Below are 15684 nucleotides of genomic sequence, written 5' to 3'. Positions count from 1 at the left end.
GCTCCTAACGCTTGTGGCCAGTGTCCAGCTTACGTTCCAAATGCATGGAGTAGCGGGACATACCAAAACAGAAAATCCAGAACACCAGGGCCGCGAACACATAACCTTCAGTGGCCATGCCCAGCCATTTCGGATCGGCGGCGGCTTGCTTGACGCTGTTGAGCAGGTCGAACAGGCCGATGATGATCACCAGGCTAGTGTCCTTGAACAGCGCAATGAAGGTGTTGACGATGCCGGGGATCACCAGCTTCAGGGCTTGCGGCAGGATCACCAGGCCCATGCTGCGCCAGTAACCCAGGCCCATCGCCGCGGCCGCTTCGTACTGACCTTTGGGAATCGCTTGCAGACCACCGCGCACCACCTCGGCCACGTAGGCCGACTGGAACAGGATCACGCCGATCAGCGCCCGCAGCAGTTTGTCGAAGTTCATGCCTTCGGGCAGGAACAACGGCAGCATCACCGAGGACATGAACAGCACCGTGATCAACGGCACGCCGCGCCAGAATTCGATGAAGGTCACGCAGACCACTCGAATCGCCGGCATGTTCGAACGCCGGCCCAGCGCCAGCACGATTCCCAGCGGTAACGCACCGGCAATGCCGACCGTCGCGATCACCAGGGTCAGCATCAAGCCGCCCCATTGGCTGGTCGCCACCTGGGTCAAGCCGAAAACGCCGCCGTGCAACAAGCACCAGGCAATGATCGGGTACAGCACCAGGAAGCTCAGCCCGTACACCGCTTTACGCGGGAAGCGCGAGACGAACAACGGGGCCACGCCGATCACCGCCAGCCACACGGTCAGGTCCACGCGCCAGCGCAGGTCCACCGGGTAGTAGCCGTACATGAACTGGCCGAAGCGCTGCTGGATGAACACCCAGCAGGCGCCTTCTTTGGTGCAGTCGGCCTGGCTGGTGCCGACCCAGTTGGCGTCAAGGATCGCCCAGCTCAGGATCGGCGGCACCACCAGGTAGATCAGATAGAACGCGAACAGGGTCAACAGGGTGTTGAGCCAACTGGAGAACATGTTGGCGCGCATCCACGCCACCACGCCGATACTGCGGTTCGGCGGTGGCATGTCAGGTTTGAAAGTATGAGTCGTCATGCGCTTTTCCTTACCGCTCGATCAGCGCAATGCGCTTGTTGTACCAGTTCATCAGCAGGGAAATGCTGATACTGATCGCCAGGTACACGCTCATGGTGATCGCAATCACCTCGATCGCCTGCCCGGTCTGGTTCAGCACCGTACCGGCAAACAGCGAGACCATCTCCGGATAACCGATACCGGCCGCCAGCGAGGAGTTCTTCGCCAGGTTCAGGTATTGGCTGGTCAGCGGTGGAATGATCACGCGCAGGGCTTGCGGGATGATGACCTTGCGCAGGGTCGGGCCGTTGCGCAAACCCAACGAGTGCGCCGCTTCGGTCTGGCCGTGGCTGACCGACTTGATGCCCGAACGCACGATCTCGGCGATGAACGCCGCGGTGTACACCGTCAGGGCCAGGGTCAGCGCCAGCAGTTCCGGGATCAGCACCCAGCCACCGACGAAGTTGAAGCCTCTGAGCTGCGGCATTTCCCAGTGCACCGGCGCACCGAAGATCAATGCGCACAGCGCCGGGATCACCAGGAACAGCGCCAGGCCAGTCCAGAACTTTTTGAACGGCACACCAGTGGCTTCGAAACGCTTGTTGGCCCAGCGGCACATCAGCACGATGGCGACGATGGCCACGACGACGGCGGCCACAAACGGCCAGAAACCGTCCGCCGCCAACGCAGCCGGCATGTTCAGGCCGCGGCTGCTGACGAAGAAGGTGTCGCCGAAGTTATGGCTGTTGCGCGGCCCCGGCATGGTCAGGAACACCGCGAAGTACCAGAACAGGATCTGCAGCAGCGGCGGAATGTTACGGAAAACCTCTACATACACCGTCGCCAGCTTGGCAATGATCCAGTTCTTCGACAGCCGTGACACGCCGACGATGAACCCGAGGATCGTCGCCAGGATCACGCCGATAAAAGTCACCAGCAGCGTGTTGAGCAGGCCGATGACAAACACCCGGGCATAGCTGTCCGATTCGGTGTAGTCGATCAGGTGTTGAGCGATGCCGAACCCGGCACTGCGCTCCAGAAAGTCGAAACCGGAAGTAATGCCCCGGTGCTGAAGGTTGGTCTGCGTATTGTCGAACAGGTACCAGCCCATCGAGACCACCGCGACAATGGTGATGATCTGAAATAGCCACGCACGCACTTTTGGATCGCTGAGGCTGAGCCTCTGCTTTGGTGCGCCGATTGAATTTTGCATGAAGTGCCCCGCAAAGAATGGAACAGAACATCACCCGGCGGTTGGCCCACCGGGTGATAGAACCATCAGCGCACTGGTGGTGCGTATTGAATGCCGCCGTTGTTCCACAGAGCGTTCAGCCCGCGGTCGATGGCCAGTGGCGTGCTCTTGCCGAGGTTTTTCTCGAACACTTCACCGTAGTTACCCACTTGCTTGACGATCTGCACGACCCAGTCTTTCTTCACTTTCAGGTCTTTGCCGTATTCACCGTCAGCGCCCAGCAGACGAGCAACGTCCGGGTTCTTGGTGGCTTTGGCTTCAGCTTCGACGTTTTTCTGGGTGATGCCCATTTCTTCAGCGTTGAGCATGGCGAACAGGGTCCACTTGACGATGCTGAACCACTCTTCGTCGCCTTTACGCACGACCGGGCCCAGGGGCTCCTTGGAGATGGTTTCCGGCAGAACGACGTAGTCGGTCGGGGTGCCCAGCTTGCTGCGTTGTGCGTAGAGCTGGGATTTGTCGGAGGTCAGCACGTCGCAACGACCGGATTCCAGCGATTTGGCGCTTTCATCGGAGGTGTCGAAAGTGATCGGTGTGTATTTCAGACCATTGCCGCGGAAGTAGTCGGAAACGTTGAGCTCGGTGGTGGTACCGGCTTGAATGCAGATGGTGGCGCCGTCGAGCTCTTTGGCGCTCTTCACGCCCAGCTTGTTGTTCACCAGGAAGCCGATGCCGTCGTAGTAAGTCACGCCGGCAAACACCAGGCCCATGCCCGAATCGCGGGAGCTGGTCCAGGTGGTGTTGCGCGACAGCACGTCGATTTCGCCGGACTGCAGCGCGGTGAAGCGCTCCTTGGCGTTCAGTTGACTGAATTTGACCTTGGTCGCGTCGCCGAATACGGCAGCGGCCACAGCACGGCAGACGTCGGCGTCGATGCCGATGATCTTGCCAGTGGAATCCGGAACCGAGAAGCCCGGCAGACCGTCACTGACGCCGCACTGTACGAAACCTTTTTTCTGCACTGCATCCAGGGTCGCACCCGCCTGAGCGAACCCACTGACGCCGAGCACTGCGGCTGCAGTCACGACGGCCAGGGTGGATTTCAACATCTTCATTCAAACCTCCAGTTTTGCTCTTGTTGTGTCGGAGCGTAAGTCCTGTCGCACCCTTATGAGGCGTTGTAGACCCATGTTGGCTTTTTTTAGGGTCAACCGACGTCGGACCTGCGCTATGAGTCTAGTAGGAGAAAATCCACAGCATGGATAACTCACTTCTCACCAATCGGCCGAACGGGCGGTAGCCCTTTCACGTTCGCGAAGCCCGTAGCGGCCACTGGCGAACATCCATCACCGGATTTTTTTCTATCCCACCACGAACAATGGCCTGATAGTGTTACCGACAGACGTGGGATATTTCGTACAGGCGTTCCCATAGCAAAGCCCGTACCAGACCGCTTGCCGAAGCGATTCAGGCACAGGTCAATAGCAAAACTTGTAGCCTTGCGACATCTTCTTAACGGATCAACCAGACGCGCTCCCGGATCTCGCACTGATCGAGAGCGCACGCACACCTATGGAGCACCCATGACCGAGCCCTTGATTCTTCACCCCGTCAAGCCCGCAGACGCGTGCGTTATCTGGCTGCACGGCCTGGGCGCCGACCGCTACGACTTCCTGCCGGTGGCCGAAGCGCTGCAGGAAACACTGCTGACCACCCGCGTTGTCCTTCCCCAGGCACCGACTCGCGCCGTCACCATCAATGGTGGCTACGAGATGCCGAGCTGGTACGACATATTGGCCATGAGCCCGGCACGCGCGATCAGCCGCGAGCAGCTGGAAGCCTCCGCGCAAAGGGTCTTTGATTTGATCGAAGAGCAGCGTGCTGGCGGAATAGACGCCTCGCGGATTTTTCTCGCAGGTTTTTCCCAGGGTGGCGCCGTGGTGTTACACACCGCGTTCCTGAAATGGCAGGGGCCGTTGGGTGGCGTACTTGCCCTCTCGACTTACGCACCGACCTTCAGCGACGAACTGGAGCTTTCCGCCAGCCAGCAGCGCATTCCCGTGCTGTCCTTGCACGGTCAGTACGATGACGTGGTGCAAAACTCCATGGGCCGGACCGCCTACGAGTATTTAAAGCAGCGTGGTGTCACCGTGACATGGCAGGAATACCCAATGGGTCACGAAGTGTTACCCGAGGAGATTCGCGACATCGGCACCTGGCTCGCCGAGCGTTTGCGTTAACTGTTTATGTGAAAAACAGCCCATTGATCCCTCCCACTACGCCGCGCCCGATTCTTGCATTACACTGGCCGGCGTATATTCCTTAACCAATTGATGAGATGACCGTGCTCAAAGCACTCAAGAAAATGTTCGGTAAAAGCGAGACTGAGCAGCTCGCGCCAGTCTCCAACGCTCCGTCTCACCATCCCAGCCACCGCACCGACGGTAATCAGTCTGGCCGGACCGCAGCCGTAGCGGTACCGAAGCACGAGCCGATGACCACACCGGCCGTCCAACCCGTTGAGGCTCAGGCCTCTGAAGAACCGCGCAGCGAAGCTGCAAAACCTGCCCGACCGCGACGCGAACCCAAGCCAAAAGCACCGGTTATCCCCTGGAAACTCGAAGACTTCGCCGTCGAACCCCAGGAAGGCAAAACCCGTTTCCACGATTTCAAACTCGCCCCCGAACTGATGCACGCCATCCAGGACCTGGGCTTCCCGTATTGCACGCCGATCCAGGCGCAGGTGCTTGGCTTTACCCTCGCAGGCAAAGACGCCATCGGTCGCGCCCAGACCGGCACCGGCAAAACCGCCGCGTTCCTGATTTCGATCATCACCCAGTTGCTGCAAACCCCGCCGCCGAAAGAGCGCTACATGGGCGAGCCGCGGGCGCTGATCATTGCGCCGACCCGGGAACTGGTGGTGCAGATTGCCAAGGACGCGGCCGACCTGACCAAGTACACCGGCCTCAACGTCATGACGTTTGTCGGCGGCATGGACTTCGACAAGCAGCTCAAGCATCTCGAAGCGCGTCATTGCGACATACTCGTCGCCACTCCGGGCCGTTTGCTGGACTTCAACCAGCGCGGCGACGTGCACCTGGACATGGTCGAAGTCATGGTCCTGGATGAAGCCGACCGGATGCTCGACATGGGTTTCATCCCACAAGTGCGTCAGATCATTCGCCAGACTCCGCCGAAGAACGAACGTCAGACGCTGCTGTTCTCCGCGACCTTCACCGAAGACGTGATGAACCTGGCCAAGCAATGGACTACCGACCCGTCGATCGTCGAGATCGAGTCGCAGAACGTGGCCAGCGAAAACGTCGAGCAACACATCTACGCCGTGGCCGGTGCCGACAAATACAAACTGCTCTACAACCTAGTCAACGACAACGGTTGGGAGCGGGTGATGGTGTTCGCCAACCGCAAGGATGAAGTGCGGCGCATCGAAGAGCGTTTGGTGCGTGATGGTGTCAATGCCGCGCAGCTGTCCGGCGATGTGCCGCAGCACAAGCGCATCAAGACCCTGGAAGGTTTCCGCGAAGGCAAGATCCGCGTGCTGGTCGCCACCGACGTTGCCGGTCGCGGCATTCACATCGACGGCATCAGCCATGTGATCAACTTCACCTTGCCGGAAGTCCCGGACGACTACGTGCACCGCATCGGCCGTACCGGTCGGGCCGGTGCCGAGGGTGTATCCATCAGTTTTGCCGGTGAAGACGACTCCTACCAGCTACCGTCCATCGAGGCGCTGCTGGGCCGCAAGATCAGCTGTGAAACGCCTCCGACGCATTTGCTGCGGGCGGTAGAGCGCAAGCGCCCGTAACGCAGGCGCATTGAAAAAAGGCGCAGCCGGGCACGGACTGCGCTTTTTTTTCGCCCGGCTTTTTTTTCAACAGGCGCTTGCTCGATACAACTAAAAGTCCATAATGGACAAATTAGTTTATCTTCTTTCGGAGCCGACCATGTCCAGTACGCCTTACGTGATCTCCCAACACCAGGCCCGCGAGCTGCTGGCACAGGTCGACGTGCCACAGATCCTGCGCACATTGTTCCGCGACCTGGCCGCCGGGCAAGCGGTGCAACCGGCGCAGCAACTGGTGGAGTTCCCCCAGGGCGCTGGCGACTTCATCAACTATTTGGGCGTGTTGGCCGCAGAGGGTGTTTACGGCGTCAAGACCTCACCTTACATCGTGCGCGAACAAGGTCCGCTGGTGACGGCCTGGACGCTGTTGATGTCGATGCAGACCGGTCAGCCGCTGCTGCTGTGCGATGCCGGTGAATTGACCACGGCCCGCACTGCGGCGACGACCGCGGTGGCGGTCGATGCCCTCGCACCGCTCAAGGCGCAGCGCCTGGCGATTATCGGCAGCGGCAAGGTGGCCCAGGCGCACCTGCATTACGTCAAGGGTTTGCGCGACTGGCAGAGCATCAGCCTCTACTCGCCAAGCCTGAGCGGCAAGAATGCCGAAGCATTGGCATCGCTGCGAGCCCTCGACCCACGCCTGACTATCGTCGACAGTCGCGAAGCAGTCGTTCAAGACGCCGATGTGATCATGCTCTGCACCTCGTCTGCCGGCCCGGTGATCGACCCTTCAAGCTTGAGCAAGCCGGCGCTGATCACCTCGATCAGCACCAACGCCCCGCGTGCCCACGAAGTGCCGCCGCAGAGCCTCAATGACATGCAGGTGTTCTGCGACTATCGTCTGACCACTCCGGGGTCTGCCGGCGAGATGCTGATTGCCGGTGAACAGTATGGCTGGGACAAGGGCTCGATCATCGGCGACCTGCCCGATCTGCTCAGCGAAAAAGTCCAGCGTCCGGACTATGACCGTCACGTGTTCTTCCGCTCGATCGGCCTGGGCCTGGAAGACATCGCGCTGGCTAATGCCCTCTACCGCCTACAGCACTAACACCACGAACCCCTGTAGGAGCCGGCTTGCTGGCGATAGCATCACCGCGGTCAACCTGAAACCGCGGCGCCTGCATCGCCAGCAAGCCGGCTCCTACAGGGGGCACCGACACCATTGGCATTTGCGCTCGACAGGAGACGTTCATGAGCCAGGCAGACTTCATCATCATCGGCGGCGGGATTGCCGGCGCTTCCACCGGCTTCTGGCTGTCCCGGCACGCCCGGGTGATTGTGCTCGAACGCGAATCCCATCCGGCTTACCACTCCACCGGACGTTCGGCTGCCTTGTTCACCGCAGCCTATGGCACACCGCAGGTGCGGGCGTTGACCCAGGCCAGCCGCGATTTCTTCGATGCACCTCCCACCGGTTTCTGCGAACACCCGTTACTGACCCCGCGCGGCGAGATGACTGTGGACTTCACGGGTGACCCGGCCGAGTTGAACAATCAATACCTGAGCGCCAAAGCCACAGTGCCCGAGATGCAACGGCTCAGCGCCGACGAAGCCTGCGCGCGCCTGCCGATCCTGCGCCGGGAAAAAGTCCACGGCGCGATCTACGACCCGACCGCCAGCGATATCGACACCGATGCGTTGCACCAAGGTTACCTGCGCGGTATCCGCCGCAACCAGGGTGAAGTGCATACCGACAGCGAAGTCCTGAGTCTGACCCGTGATGCCGAAGGCGTGTGGCAGGTGCAAACCAACGGCCAGACGTTCAGCGCCCCGATCATCATCAACGCCGCAGGCGCCTGGGCCGACAAGATCGGTGAACTGGCAGGTGCCAGGCCACTGGGCCTGCAACCGAAGCGGCGCGCAGCCTTCATCTTCGCTGGCCCCGAAGGCGTGGACATCCACCACTGGCCGATGCTGGTCAGTCTCGACGAGTCGTTCTACATGAAACCCGACGCTGGCATGTTCCTCGGCTCGCCGGCCAACGCCGACCCGGTGGAACCCCACGACGTGCAGCCCGAAGAGCTGGACATCGCGATGGGCATCTACCAGATCGAAGAAGCCACCACCCTGACCATCCGCCGTCCGACCCGAACCTGGGCCGGCCTGCGCAGTTTCGTACCTGACGGTGATTTGCTGTCCGGTTTCGATCCGCAAGTGCCCGGGCTGTTCTGGGTCGCGGCACAGGGCGGTTACGGCATCCAGACCTCGCCCGCCATGGGTCAGGCGAGCGCCGCGCTGGTTCGCGGTGAAGCCTTGCCCGAGCCACTCACACGCTTCGGTCTGAACGCCGCAATGCTCTCCCCCGCCCGCCTGGGCTGAGTTGCGTCCTCAGGTGACGTCCCGACACGATTGCGGCAAACTTCCAGCACCCTGTTTCACAGGGTGCCGATGCTGCCTGGAGTTCCACTATGAACGCCCATGAACAAGATCCGGCCCTGGATGCCTCTGCGCTGGCACGTTCGCCGCTGGACAACTTCCGCGCGATCGCCGATGCCATCGCCACGCTGTTCTTTCCTCATGCCGAAGTGGTGCTGCACGATCTGCGCACGCAAAAGGTCGACTACATCGCCAACAACCTGTCGAAAAGGGAAATCGGTGACGATTCGGCACTGGAAGACATGCTCAGCGACGATATCAACGAACGAAATATCGGGCCGTACGAAAAGCTCAATTGGGATGGCCAGAAGATTCGCAGCCTCAGTAGCGTGTTGCGCGATAGCGAAGGTCATCCGCTGGCCGTGCTGTGCATCAATCTGAATATTTCGTTGTTCGAGAATGCCAAGGCGGCATTGGATCTGTTCCTGTCGCCGAGCAAGTTGATTCCGCAGCCGGATTCACTGTTTCGCGATGACTGGCAGGAGCGGATCAATACCTTCCTCCACGCCTGGCTGCGCGAGCGCCAGCTGAGCCTGAACCTGCTGACCCGCGACCACAAACGTGAACTGGTGCTGGCGCTGCACGCCGAAGGCGCCTTCAAAGGCAAAAGCGCCTCCAACTATGTGGCGAACGTGCTGAATATGGGGCGGGCGACGGTGTACAAGCATTTGAAGGAATTGAAAGGCTAATACGAATCCGTAGGAGCCGGCTTGCTGGCGATCAGGGCCCGAAGAATTGAGGTGATTTTTCGGCCGCCTTCGCTGCGGTGCGGCGATCCGACAAGCCAGCTCCTACAGGGGTCCGCGCAGGTCATGGGATTTGACGCGAATCCGAACCTGTAGGAGCCGGCTTGCTGGCGAAGGCGTCCTCAAGATCGCCATCGCCAGCAAGCCGAGCCCCCACAGGATCAGCGGTTATTCCAACGCCGAAGCCGGTCCGAAGAACTCGTAACGGCTTTGCTTCTCGGGCACACCCAGCGCTTTGAGGTGGCGCTTGACCGCTGTCATGAAGCCTTTAGGCCCGAGGAAGTAAGCATCCAGGTCGCGCTGCTGCGGCAACCACTCGCCCAGTTGCTCCTGGCTCAACAGCCCGACCTTATGCGCCGCCGGACTGACCCCGTCATCTTCGTCGTAGCAATAGAAGCGCTTGAGCTGCGGATGACGCTCGGCAAGGCCGTCGATCCAGTCGCGGAAGGCGTGGACGCTACCGTTGCGGGCGCAGTGGATAAAGTGCACCGGGCGCTCGGTCGCCAGCGCGGCTTCGAGCATCGGCAGGGTCGGGGTGATGCCGACGCCGCCGCTGATCAGTACCAGTGGCTTGTCGCTGGCGGTCAGGGTGAACTCGCCCGATGGCGGGAACAGCTGGATGCTGGAGCCGACATGCAGTTGATCGTGCAGGTGATTGGAAGCACGGCCGCCCTCTTCGCGCTTGACGCTGATGCGGTATTGGCCTTTGTTGGCCAGGGCCGACAGCGAATAGTTACGGCGAATCTCTTCGCCATCGAGGATCAGCTTCATGCCGATGTACTGGCCAGGTTCTGCCGCCAGAATCGCGCCTTTGTCAGCCGGTTCGAAATAGAACGAGGTGATTTCCGCGCTCTCTTCAACCTTGGCCACCACGATGAATTCCCGCGCCCCGCGCCAGCCGCCCGGGGCCTGTTCTTTCTGATCGTAGATGCTGGTTTCGGCGCCGATCAGGATGTCGGCCAATTGACCGTAGGCAGCGCCCCAGGCCGCCATCACTTGCGGCGTGGCGATCTCATCACCCAGCACTTCAGAGATGGCTCGCAGCAGGCAGCTGCCGACGATCGGGTAGTGTTCCGGCAGAATCTGCAGGGCCACGTGCTTGTTGATGATCTTGGCCACCAGGTCGCCCAGTTGGTCGAGCTGGTCGATGTGCCGCGCATACATCAGGACACCGTTCGCCAGGGCACGGGGCTGATCGCCGCTGGCCTGGTGGGCCTGATTGAACAGCGGGCGCACTTCCGGGTATTCGGAGAGCATCATGCGGTAGAAGTGAGTGATCAAGGCTTCGCCACCGGATTCCAGCAACGGCACGGTAGATTTGACGATTGCACGGTCTTGAACGCTAAGCATTAAGTGACTCCTGAGCGACGGGTATCTAACGGGATGCCCTAGACTTATCAGCTTTCATGCCAACAATTAAATCGTTATAAATCAACAACTTGAAAATACGATAGTCATAACGACATAGCCGACTTATAGTCATACCGACTACACGGAGTCACTATGACTGCAAAATCCCTGCTGACTGCCCTGCTGCCACTGGTTTCCGACCTGTCTCGCGAACTTCCCGAAGGCGAGCGCTATCGGCGCCTGCTCGAAGCCATGCGTGCCCTGCTGCCTTGCGATGCCGCCGCCCTGCTGCGCATCGATGGCGAATGGCTGGTGCCGCTGGCCGTCGACGGGTTGAGCACCGACACCCTCGGTCGACGTTTCAAGATCAGCGAACACCCGCGATTCGAAGCCTTGCTCAGCAGCCCGGGGCCAACACGGTTTGCTGCCGACAGTGATTTGCCCGACCCCTACGACGGGCTGGTCGATGGCCTGGAGGAGCATCTGGAAGTCCACGATTGCATCGGCTGTCCGCTGTTTATCGACGAGCGGCCTTGGGGCTTGCTGACGCTCGACGCCCTCGACCCCGAGCGCTTCGAACCCATCGAACTGGACGCTCTGCAAGCCTTCGCCAGCCTCGCCGCCGCCACGGTCAACGCCGCCGAGCGCATCGAACGCCTGGCCAATCGTGTCGAAGACGAACATCAGCGCGCCGAGGTGTATCGCCAGGCCAGCGGCCAGCAGAACCGCGAGATGATCGGCCAGAGCAAGGCCCACAAACGGTTGGTGGAAGAGATCAATCTGGTGGGCGGCAGCGATCTGACCGTGCTGATCACCGGCGAAACCGGGGTCGGCAAGGAGCTGGTAGCCCAGGCCATCCACGCTGCCTCGCCTCGGGCGGACAAGCCGATCATCAGCCTCAACTGCGCCGCACTGCCGGAGACGCTGGTGGAGAGTGAACTGTTTGGTCACGTCCGCGGGGCTTTTACCGGGGCAATGAACGATCGGCGCGGCAAGTTCGAACTGGCCAATGGCGGCACGCTGTTTCTCGATGAAGTCGGCGAGCTGTCCCTGACGGTGCAAGCCAAACTGCTGCGTGTCTTGCAAAGCGGTCAGCTGCAGCGCCTGGGCTCGGATAAGGAGCATCAGGTCGACGTGCGATTGATTGCCGCGACCAACCGTGACCTGGCCGAGGAAGTGCGCAGCGGTCGCTACCGCGCCGACTTTTACCATCGGCTGAGTGTCTACCCCTTGCTGGTGCCGGCATTGCGCGATCGCGGGCGCGATGTGCTGCTGCTCAGCGGCTTTTTTCTGGAACAGAACCGCTCGCGCATGGGACTCAACAGCCTGCGCCTGAGCAACGACGCCCAGGCTGCACTGCTGGCGTACGCGTGGCCAGGGAACGTGCGGGAGCTGGAGCACTTGATAGGCCGCAGTGCACTGAAGGCTTTGGGTAACTGCAAGGAGCGGCCGAAGATCCTCAGCTTGAGTGCGGCGGACCTGGATTTACCCAATGGCAGCGTTGAAGTCGCCTCCGAGCAACCGACTGCCGTTCCCGTGGCATTGGTGTCGGGGGATTTACGCGAGGCCACCGAAAATTATCAGCGCCAATTGATCAGCGCATGCCTGGAACGCCACCATGACAACTGGGCAAGTACGGCGCGTGAGCTGGGCCTGGACCGGGCGAACCTTGGGCGCATGGCCAAGCGATTGGGTATGAAATGAGCAAAGATCGCAGCCTTCCGCAGCTCCTACGTCGATCGCATTTCCCCTGTAGGAGCTGCCGAAGGCTCGGGCCGCGTTCGGACGATCTTTTGATCTGCCCGGCATTGATTGAAGCTAAAGCCTGCCCCCGACAAGTCGATAACCCGGCATCGATAGCTGTTGGCGATCCCGTGATCGCCCACCACCTTTTCCACAGAAGGTTTTTATGTCTTCCAACAACGCCCGCGCAGACTCACTTTCGCTTTTGCTGTTTACCTTGCGCAGCGGCAAGCTGATGGCGATCAACCTGCTGAAAGTCAGCGAAATCATCCCCTGCCCGCCACTGACCCGGTTGCCGGAATCGCATCCCCACGTCAAAGGCATCGCCACCCTGCGCGGGACTGCGTTGTCGGTGATCGACCTCAGCCGCGCCATCGGCGAGCGCCCTCTGGAAGACCCGAACGGTGGCTGCCTGATCGTCACCGACGTCAGCCGCTCCAAGCAGGGCCTGCACGTTCAGGCGGTGAGCAAGATCGTCCACTGCCTGTCCACCGACATTCGTCCGCCACCCTTCGGTTCCGGCGGCGTGCGCTCGTACATCACCGGCGTGACCTCGGTCGACGGCGCCCTGGTGCAGGTGCTGGACATCGAAAAAGTCATCCACGGCATCGCCCCGGCGCAGATCGAAACGGCCCCGACTGAACTGAGCATGGAAGATGCCGAAATCCTGGGCAATGCGCGGATCCTGGTGGTCGATGACAGCCAGGTCGCCCTGCAGCAATCGGTGCACACCCTGCGCAACCTCGGGCTGCAATGCCACACCGCGCGCAGTGCCAGGGAAGCCATCGACTGCCTGCTGGACCTGCAAGGCACCGCCCAGCAGATCAACTTGATCGTCTCGGACATCGAAATGTCGGAGATGGACGGCTATGCCTTCACCCGCACCCTGCGCGAAACACCGGACTTCTCGCACCTTTATGTGCTGCTGCACACCTCGCTGAACAGTGCCATGAACAGCGAAAAAGCCCGACTGGCCGGGGCCAATGCGGTACTGACCAAGTTCTCCTCGCCAGAACTGACCAAATGCCTGATCGACGCGGCCAAGGCCGTTGCCGAACAAGGTCATTGAGTTTTGGCCGAGGATTATTGCTTTCTGCTGCGGCGTAACCTTGCCGAGGCGCTGCCCGGCATCATCTGGCCTCAAGGGATTGTCCTGAGCGACTACCGCCCCGAACTGGCGCACGCCGTGCATCACTTGATGCAACTGGGCTATCAGGAAGGTGGCGGTCGCGTGCCGGCGCTGGACGTCTGGCAACAGCGTTTCGAAACCGACCCCGAATACGATCCGACCTTGTGCTTCATCGCCCTGGATGACGAGGGCATCCTTGGCGTATGCCAGTGCTGGACCAGCGCCTTTATCAAGAACCTGGTGGTGCATCCGCGAGCTCAGGGTCAGGGATTGGGGCGTGCTTTGCTGCTGCATGCTTTCAAGGTGTTTCAGCAGCGGCGTGAAGGTTATGTGGATTTGAAGGTGTTGGAAGGTAATCTTCGGGCACAGCGGTTGTATGAAAGTGCCGGGATGTATGTGGTCCGCCGGGAAACGGTTCCGGTCTGACACACCGCCATCGCGGGCAAGCCACGCTCCCACAGGATGTATGTCGTTCGCGAAGGATGAATACGACACAAAACCTGTGGGAGCGTGGCTTGCCCGCGAAGAGGCCGACACATTCCACACAAAACCATCAGGCATACTCCAGGGATTCGGCCAACCAAATACCCAAGGATGCTTCAACCATGAAAGCAGCAACCCTGACCTTCTTCTGCCTCACCGCCCTCGCCACCCACGCCCACGCCTCCAGCCCCGACGCCTGGGCCGCCCACGACAAAGCCGTGCTCGCCGGTTGCACCAAGGCCAGCGGTCTGAAGAATGCCAAGCCCGTCGGCAACGCCGCACAGTTCGATGACCGGGTCGGCTATACCGCACTGCTGCTGCAAGGCCAATACCCGCAAAAACACATGAAAGGCCAGCAAGGCACCGAGCTGTGCCTGTTCAACAAAAAAAGCAAAACCGCCTACGTGACCGAGTGGGACTCCATCCACCCAACCGCCAAGGCGCAGTGACTGGCGCATTACTTGCTTTGACACCCGCCTTAACGGTGGCTTTCTGTCGCCATTCATGCCCTCACCTGCGACTGACTGCTCAATGAATACGACGTTTTCCTGCGTAGGGTGTGGCAAATGCTGCAACGACCACCACGTCCCCCTGACTCTGGCCGAGACCCGGATGTGGGCGGCCGACGGCGGTCAGGTCATCGTGCTGGTGGAAGGCTTCCTGGGCAATGGCCTGGGCTTGCCCGTGCAGCAACGCGAACATGCCGAACGCCGTTCGGTGGTGGTTCGAAGCGGCGAATCCGAAGCGTACGTGGCGATCACCTTTGCCGCCTACAACGTCGGCCCCTGCCGGAATCTTGACGAAGACAACCGCTGCCGCATCTACGAACGGCGGCCGCTGGTGTGCCGCATCTATCCGATGGAAATCAATCCGCACATTCCCTTGAACACTGCGCTGAAGGAATGTCCGCCCGAGTCATGGGAAAAAGGACCGGACCTGATTGTGGGTGGCGAATTAGTGGATCAGGCGTTGGTGGATTTGATTCAGCGTTCCCGTCAGGCGGATCGCGATGAGATTCAGACCAAGGATGCCATTTGCGCCTTATTGGGTATTCGCACGACAGCGCTGAAGGGTGATGGGTTTACTGCTTATTTGCCGGACATGGCTGCGTTTGCTTCAGTGATCGACCAGGTGGCAGGAAAGACGCTGGATGACTGGGGCAGCGAATGGCTGTTCCATCTGTCGGGCGACGACATCGCCAGGCAAGTGCTGGAGGCTGGTGCGCAGGTTGCGACCGATGAGCCGCTGAATTATGCGTTTATTTCGTTGCGGGCGGCTTGATTCAAGAGGTGTGCTGCCTGTAATGGCCCCTTCGCGGGCAAGCCCGCTCCCACATTTTGACCGCATTTCAAGGGGGAAATGCGGTCAACGTTGTGGGAGCGGGCTTGCCCGCGAAGGCGGCAGATCAGACACCGCAGAACTTAAACCTTAACGCTTGCCCATCGAACGACGAGTCCCAGGAGGCGCAGCGCCCGGAGTCTTGGTGTGGCCATTCTTCGCGCCATTCTTGTACCAGGGCTGACTGGCATTCTTGGCTGCGGCCAGTTCACCCGGTTTGAACGGGAACTTGAACGCAGGAATCGCGGCTTTGGTTTCGCTGTCTGCGCTGGAGTCGACGCTGTCTGGCAGGTCTGCCTGGTCGTCGCTCAAGGCGTCGGCAACCGGCGGTTGTGTCGGGGAAGTCATGAAAGCTCCGGGTGATGCAAAAGAGTCGGGCCC

15 protein-coding genes are annotated in these 15684 nt (G+C 60.5%); 10 read left to right on the top strand and 5 right to left on the bottom strand.

The annotated features are described in order from the left end of the window. Positions 1–4: 4 nt before the first annotated feature. The 3 genes from ACA067_RS04580 to ACA067_RS04570 all read right to left on the bottom strand — a co-directional run bounded on the left by ACA067_RS04580 (position 5) and on the right by ACA067_RS04570 (position 3388). On the bottom strand, positions 5–1102 hold the full coding sequence (locus tag ACA067_RS04580; protein ID WP_497460777.1) for an amino acid ABC transporter permease: 1098 nt from the start codon (positions 1100–1102) through the stop codon (positions 5–7). Positions 1103–1112: 10 nt separating this feature from the next. After that, positions 1113–2294, bottom strand: coding sequence for an amino acid ABC transporter permease (locus tag ACA067_RS04575; RefSeq protein ID WP_497460776.1), 1182 nt, complete (start codon positions 2292–2294; stop codon positions 1113–1115). Between the two features lie 65 nt (positions 2295–2359). Beyond that, the gene (locus ACA067_RS04570; protein ID WP_307338855.1) at positions 2360–3388 is read right to left on the bottom strand and encodes an amino acid ABC transporter substrate-binding protein; all 1029 of its coding nucleotides are present in this window, start codon (positions 3386–3388) and stop codon (positions 2360–2362) included. Between the two features lie 468 nt (positions 3389–3856). Between ACA067_RS04570 and ACA067_RS04565 the strand changes: the two genes are divergently transcribed. The 5 genes from ACA067_RS04565 to ACA067_RS04545 all read left to right on the top strand — a co-directional run bounded on the left by ACA067_RS04565 (position 3857) and on the right by ACA067_RS04545 (position 9203). Continuing rightward, on the top strand, positions 3857–4513 hold the full coding sequence (locus ACA067_RS04565; RefSeq protein WP_497460775.1) for an alpha/beta hydrolase: 657 nt from the start codon (positions 3857–3859) through the stop codon (positions 4511–4513). A 98-nt stretch (positions 4514–4611) separates the two neighbouring features. Beyond that, positions 4612–6099: an ATP-dependent RNA helicase RhlB gene (gene rhlB / locus ACA067_RS04560; protein ID WP_497460774.1), complete on the top strand. Its 1488-nt coding sequence runs from the start codon at positions 4612–4614 to the stop codon at positions 6097–6099. Positions 6100–6238: 139 nt separating this feature from the next. Further along, positions 6239–7186 (top strand): ornithine cyclodeaminase family protein, encoded by a 948-nt coding sequence (locus ACA067_RS04555; RefSeq protein WP_497460773.1) that lies wholly within the window; start codon positions 6239–6241, stop codon positions 7184–7186. A 143-nt stretch (positions 7187–7329) separates the two neighbouring features. After that, the gene (locus ACA067_RS04550; protein WP_497460772.1) at positions 7330–8457 is read left to right on the top strand and encodes an NAD(P)/FAD-dependent oxidoreductase; all 1128 of its coding nucleotides are present in this window, start codon (positions 7330–7332) and stop codon (positions 8455–8457) included. An 89-nt stretch (positions 8458–8546) separates the two neighbouring features. Next, positions 8547–9203: a helix-turn-helix transcriptional regulator gene (locus ACA067_RS04545; protein ID WP_497460771.1), complete on the top strand. Its 657-nt coding sequence runs from the start codon at positions 8547–8549 to the stop codon at positions 9201–9203. A 225-nt stretch (positions 9204–9428) separates the two neighbouring features. Here the strand turns inward: ACA067_RS04545 and hmpA are convergent, their stop codons facing one another. Continuing rightward, positions 9429–10610: an NO-inducible flavohemoprotein gene (hmpA, locus tag ACA067_RS04540; RefSeq protein WP_497455397.1), complete on the bottom strand. Its 1182-nt coding sequence runs from the start codon at positions 10608–10610 to the stop codon at positions 9429–9431. A 153-nt stretch (positions 10611–10763) separates the two neighbouring features. On the opposite strand from hmpA, the gene norR reads away from it, so the two are divergent. From norR to ACA067_RS04515, 5 genes are all read left to right on the top strand, one after another. Then, positions 10764–12314, top strand: a complete 1551-nt coding sequence (gene norR, locus ACA067_RS04535; RefSeq protein ID WP_497460770.1) for a nitric oxide reductase transcriptional regulator NorR — start codon at positions 10764–10766, stop codon at positions 12312–12314. A 205-nt stretch (positions 12315–12519) separates the two neighbouring features. Next, complete coding sequence (locus tag ACA067_RS04530; RefSeq protein ID WP_497460769.1) at positions 12520–13422, top strand: chemotaxis protein CheV; 903 nt, start codon at positions 12520–12522, stop codon at positions 13420–13422. Between the two features lie 27 nt (positions 13423–13449). After that, positions 13450–13908, top strand: coding sequence for a GNAT family N-acetyltransferase (locus ACA067_RS04525; protein ID WP_497462732.1), 459 nt, complete (start codon positions 13450–13452; stop codon positions 13906–13908). 179 nt (positions 13909–14087) lie between these two features. After that, entirely contained in the window at positions 14088–14414 is a 327-nt protein-coding gene (locus tag ACA067_RS04520) for a hypothetical protein (RefSeq protein ID WP_497460768.1), read from the top strand. An 82-nt stretch (positions 14415–14496) separates the two neighbouring features. Then, positions 14497–15246, top strand: coding sequence for a YkgJ family cysteine cluster protein (locus ACA067_RS04515; RefSeq protein ID WP_497460767.1), 750 nt, complete (start codon positions 14497–14499; stop codon positions 15244–15246). 147 nt (positions 15247–15393) lie between these two features. On the opposite strand, the gene ACA067_RS04510 is transcribed toward ACA067_RS04515, so the two are convergent. Continuing rightward, on the bottom strand, positions 15394–15651 hold the full coding sequence (locus ACA067_RS04510; protein ID WP_007905458.1) for a hypothetical protein: 258 nt from the start codon (positions 15649–15651) through the stop codon (positions 15394–15396). Between the last annotated feature and the right edge of the window lie 33 nt (positions 15652–15684).

Source organism: Pseudomonas sp. LBUM1674, assembly GCF_059695635.1.
Note: the sequence above shows the minus strand (reverse complement) of the source record. Positions and strands in the feature narration are given on the sequence as shown.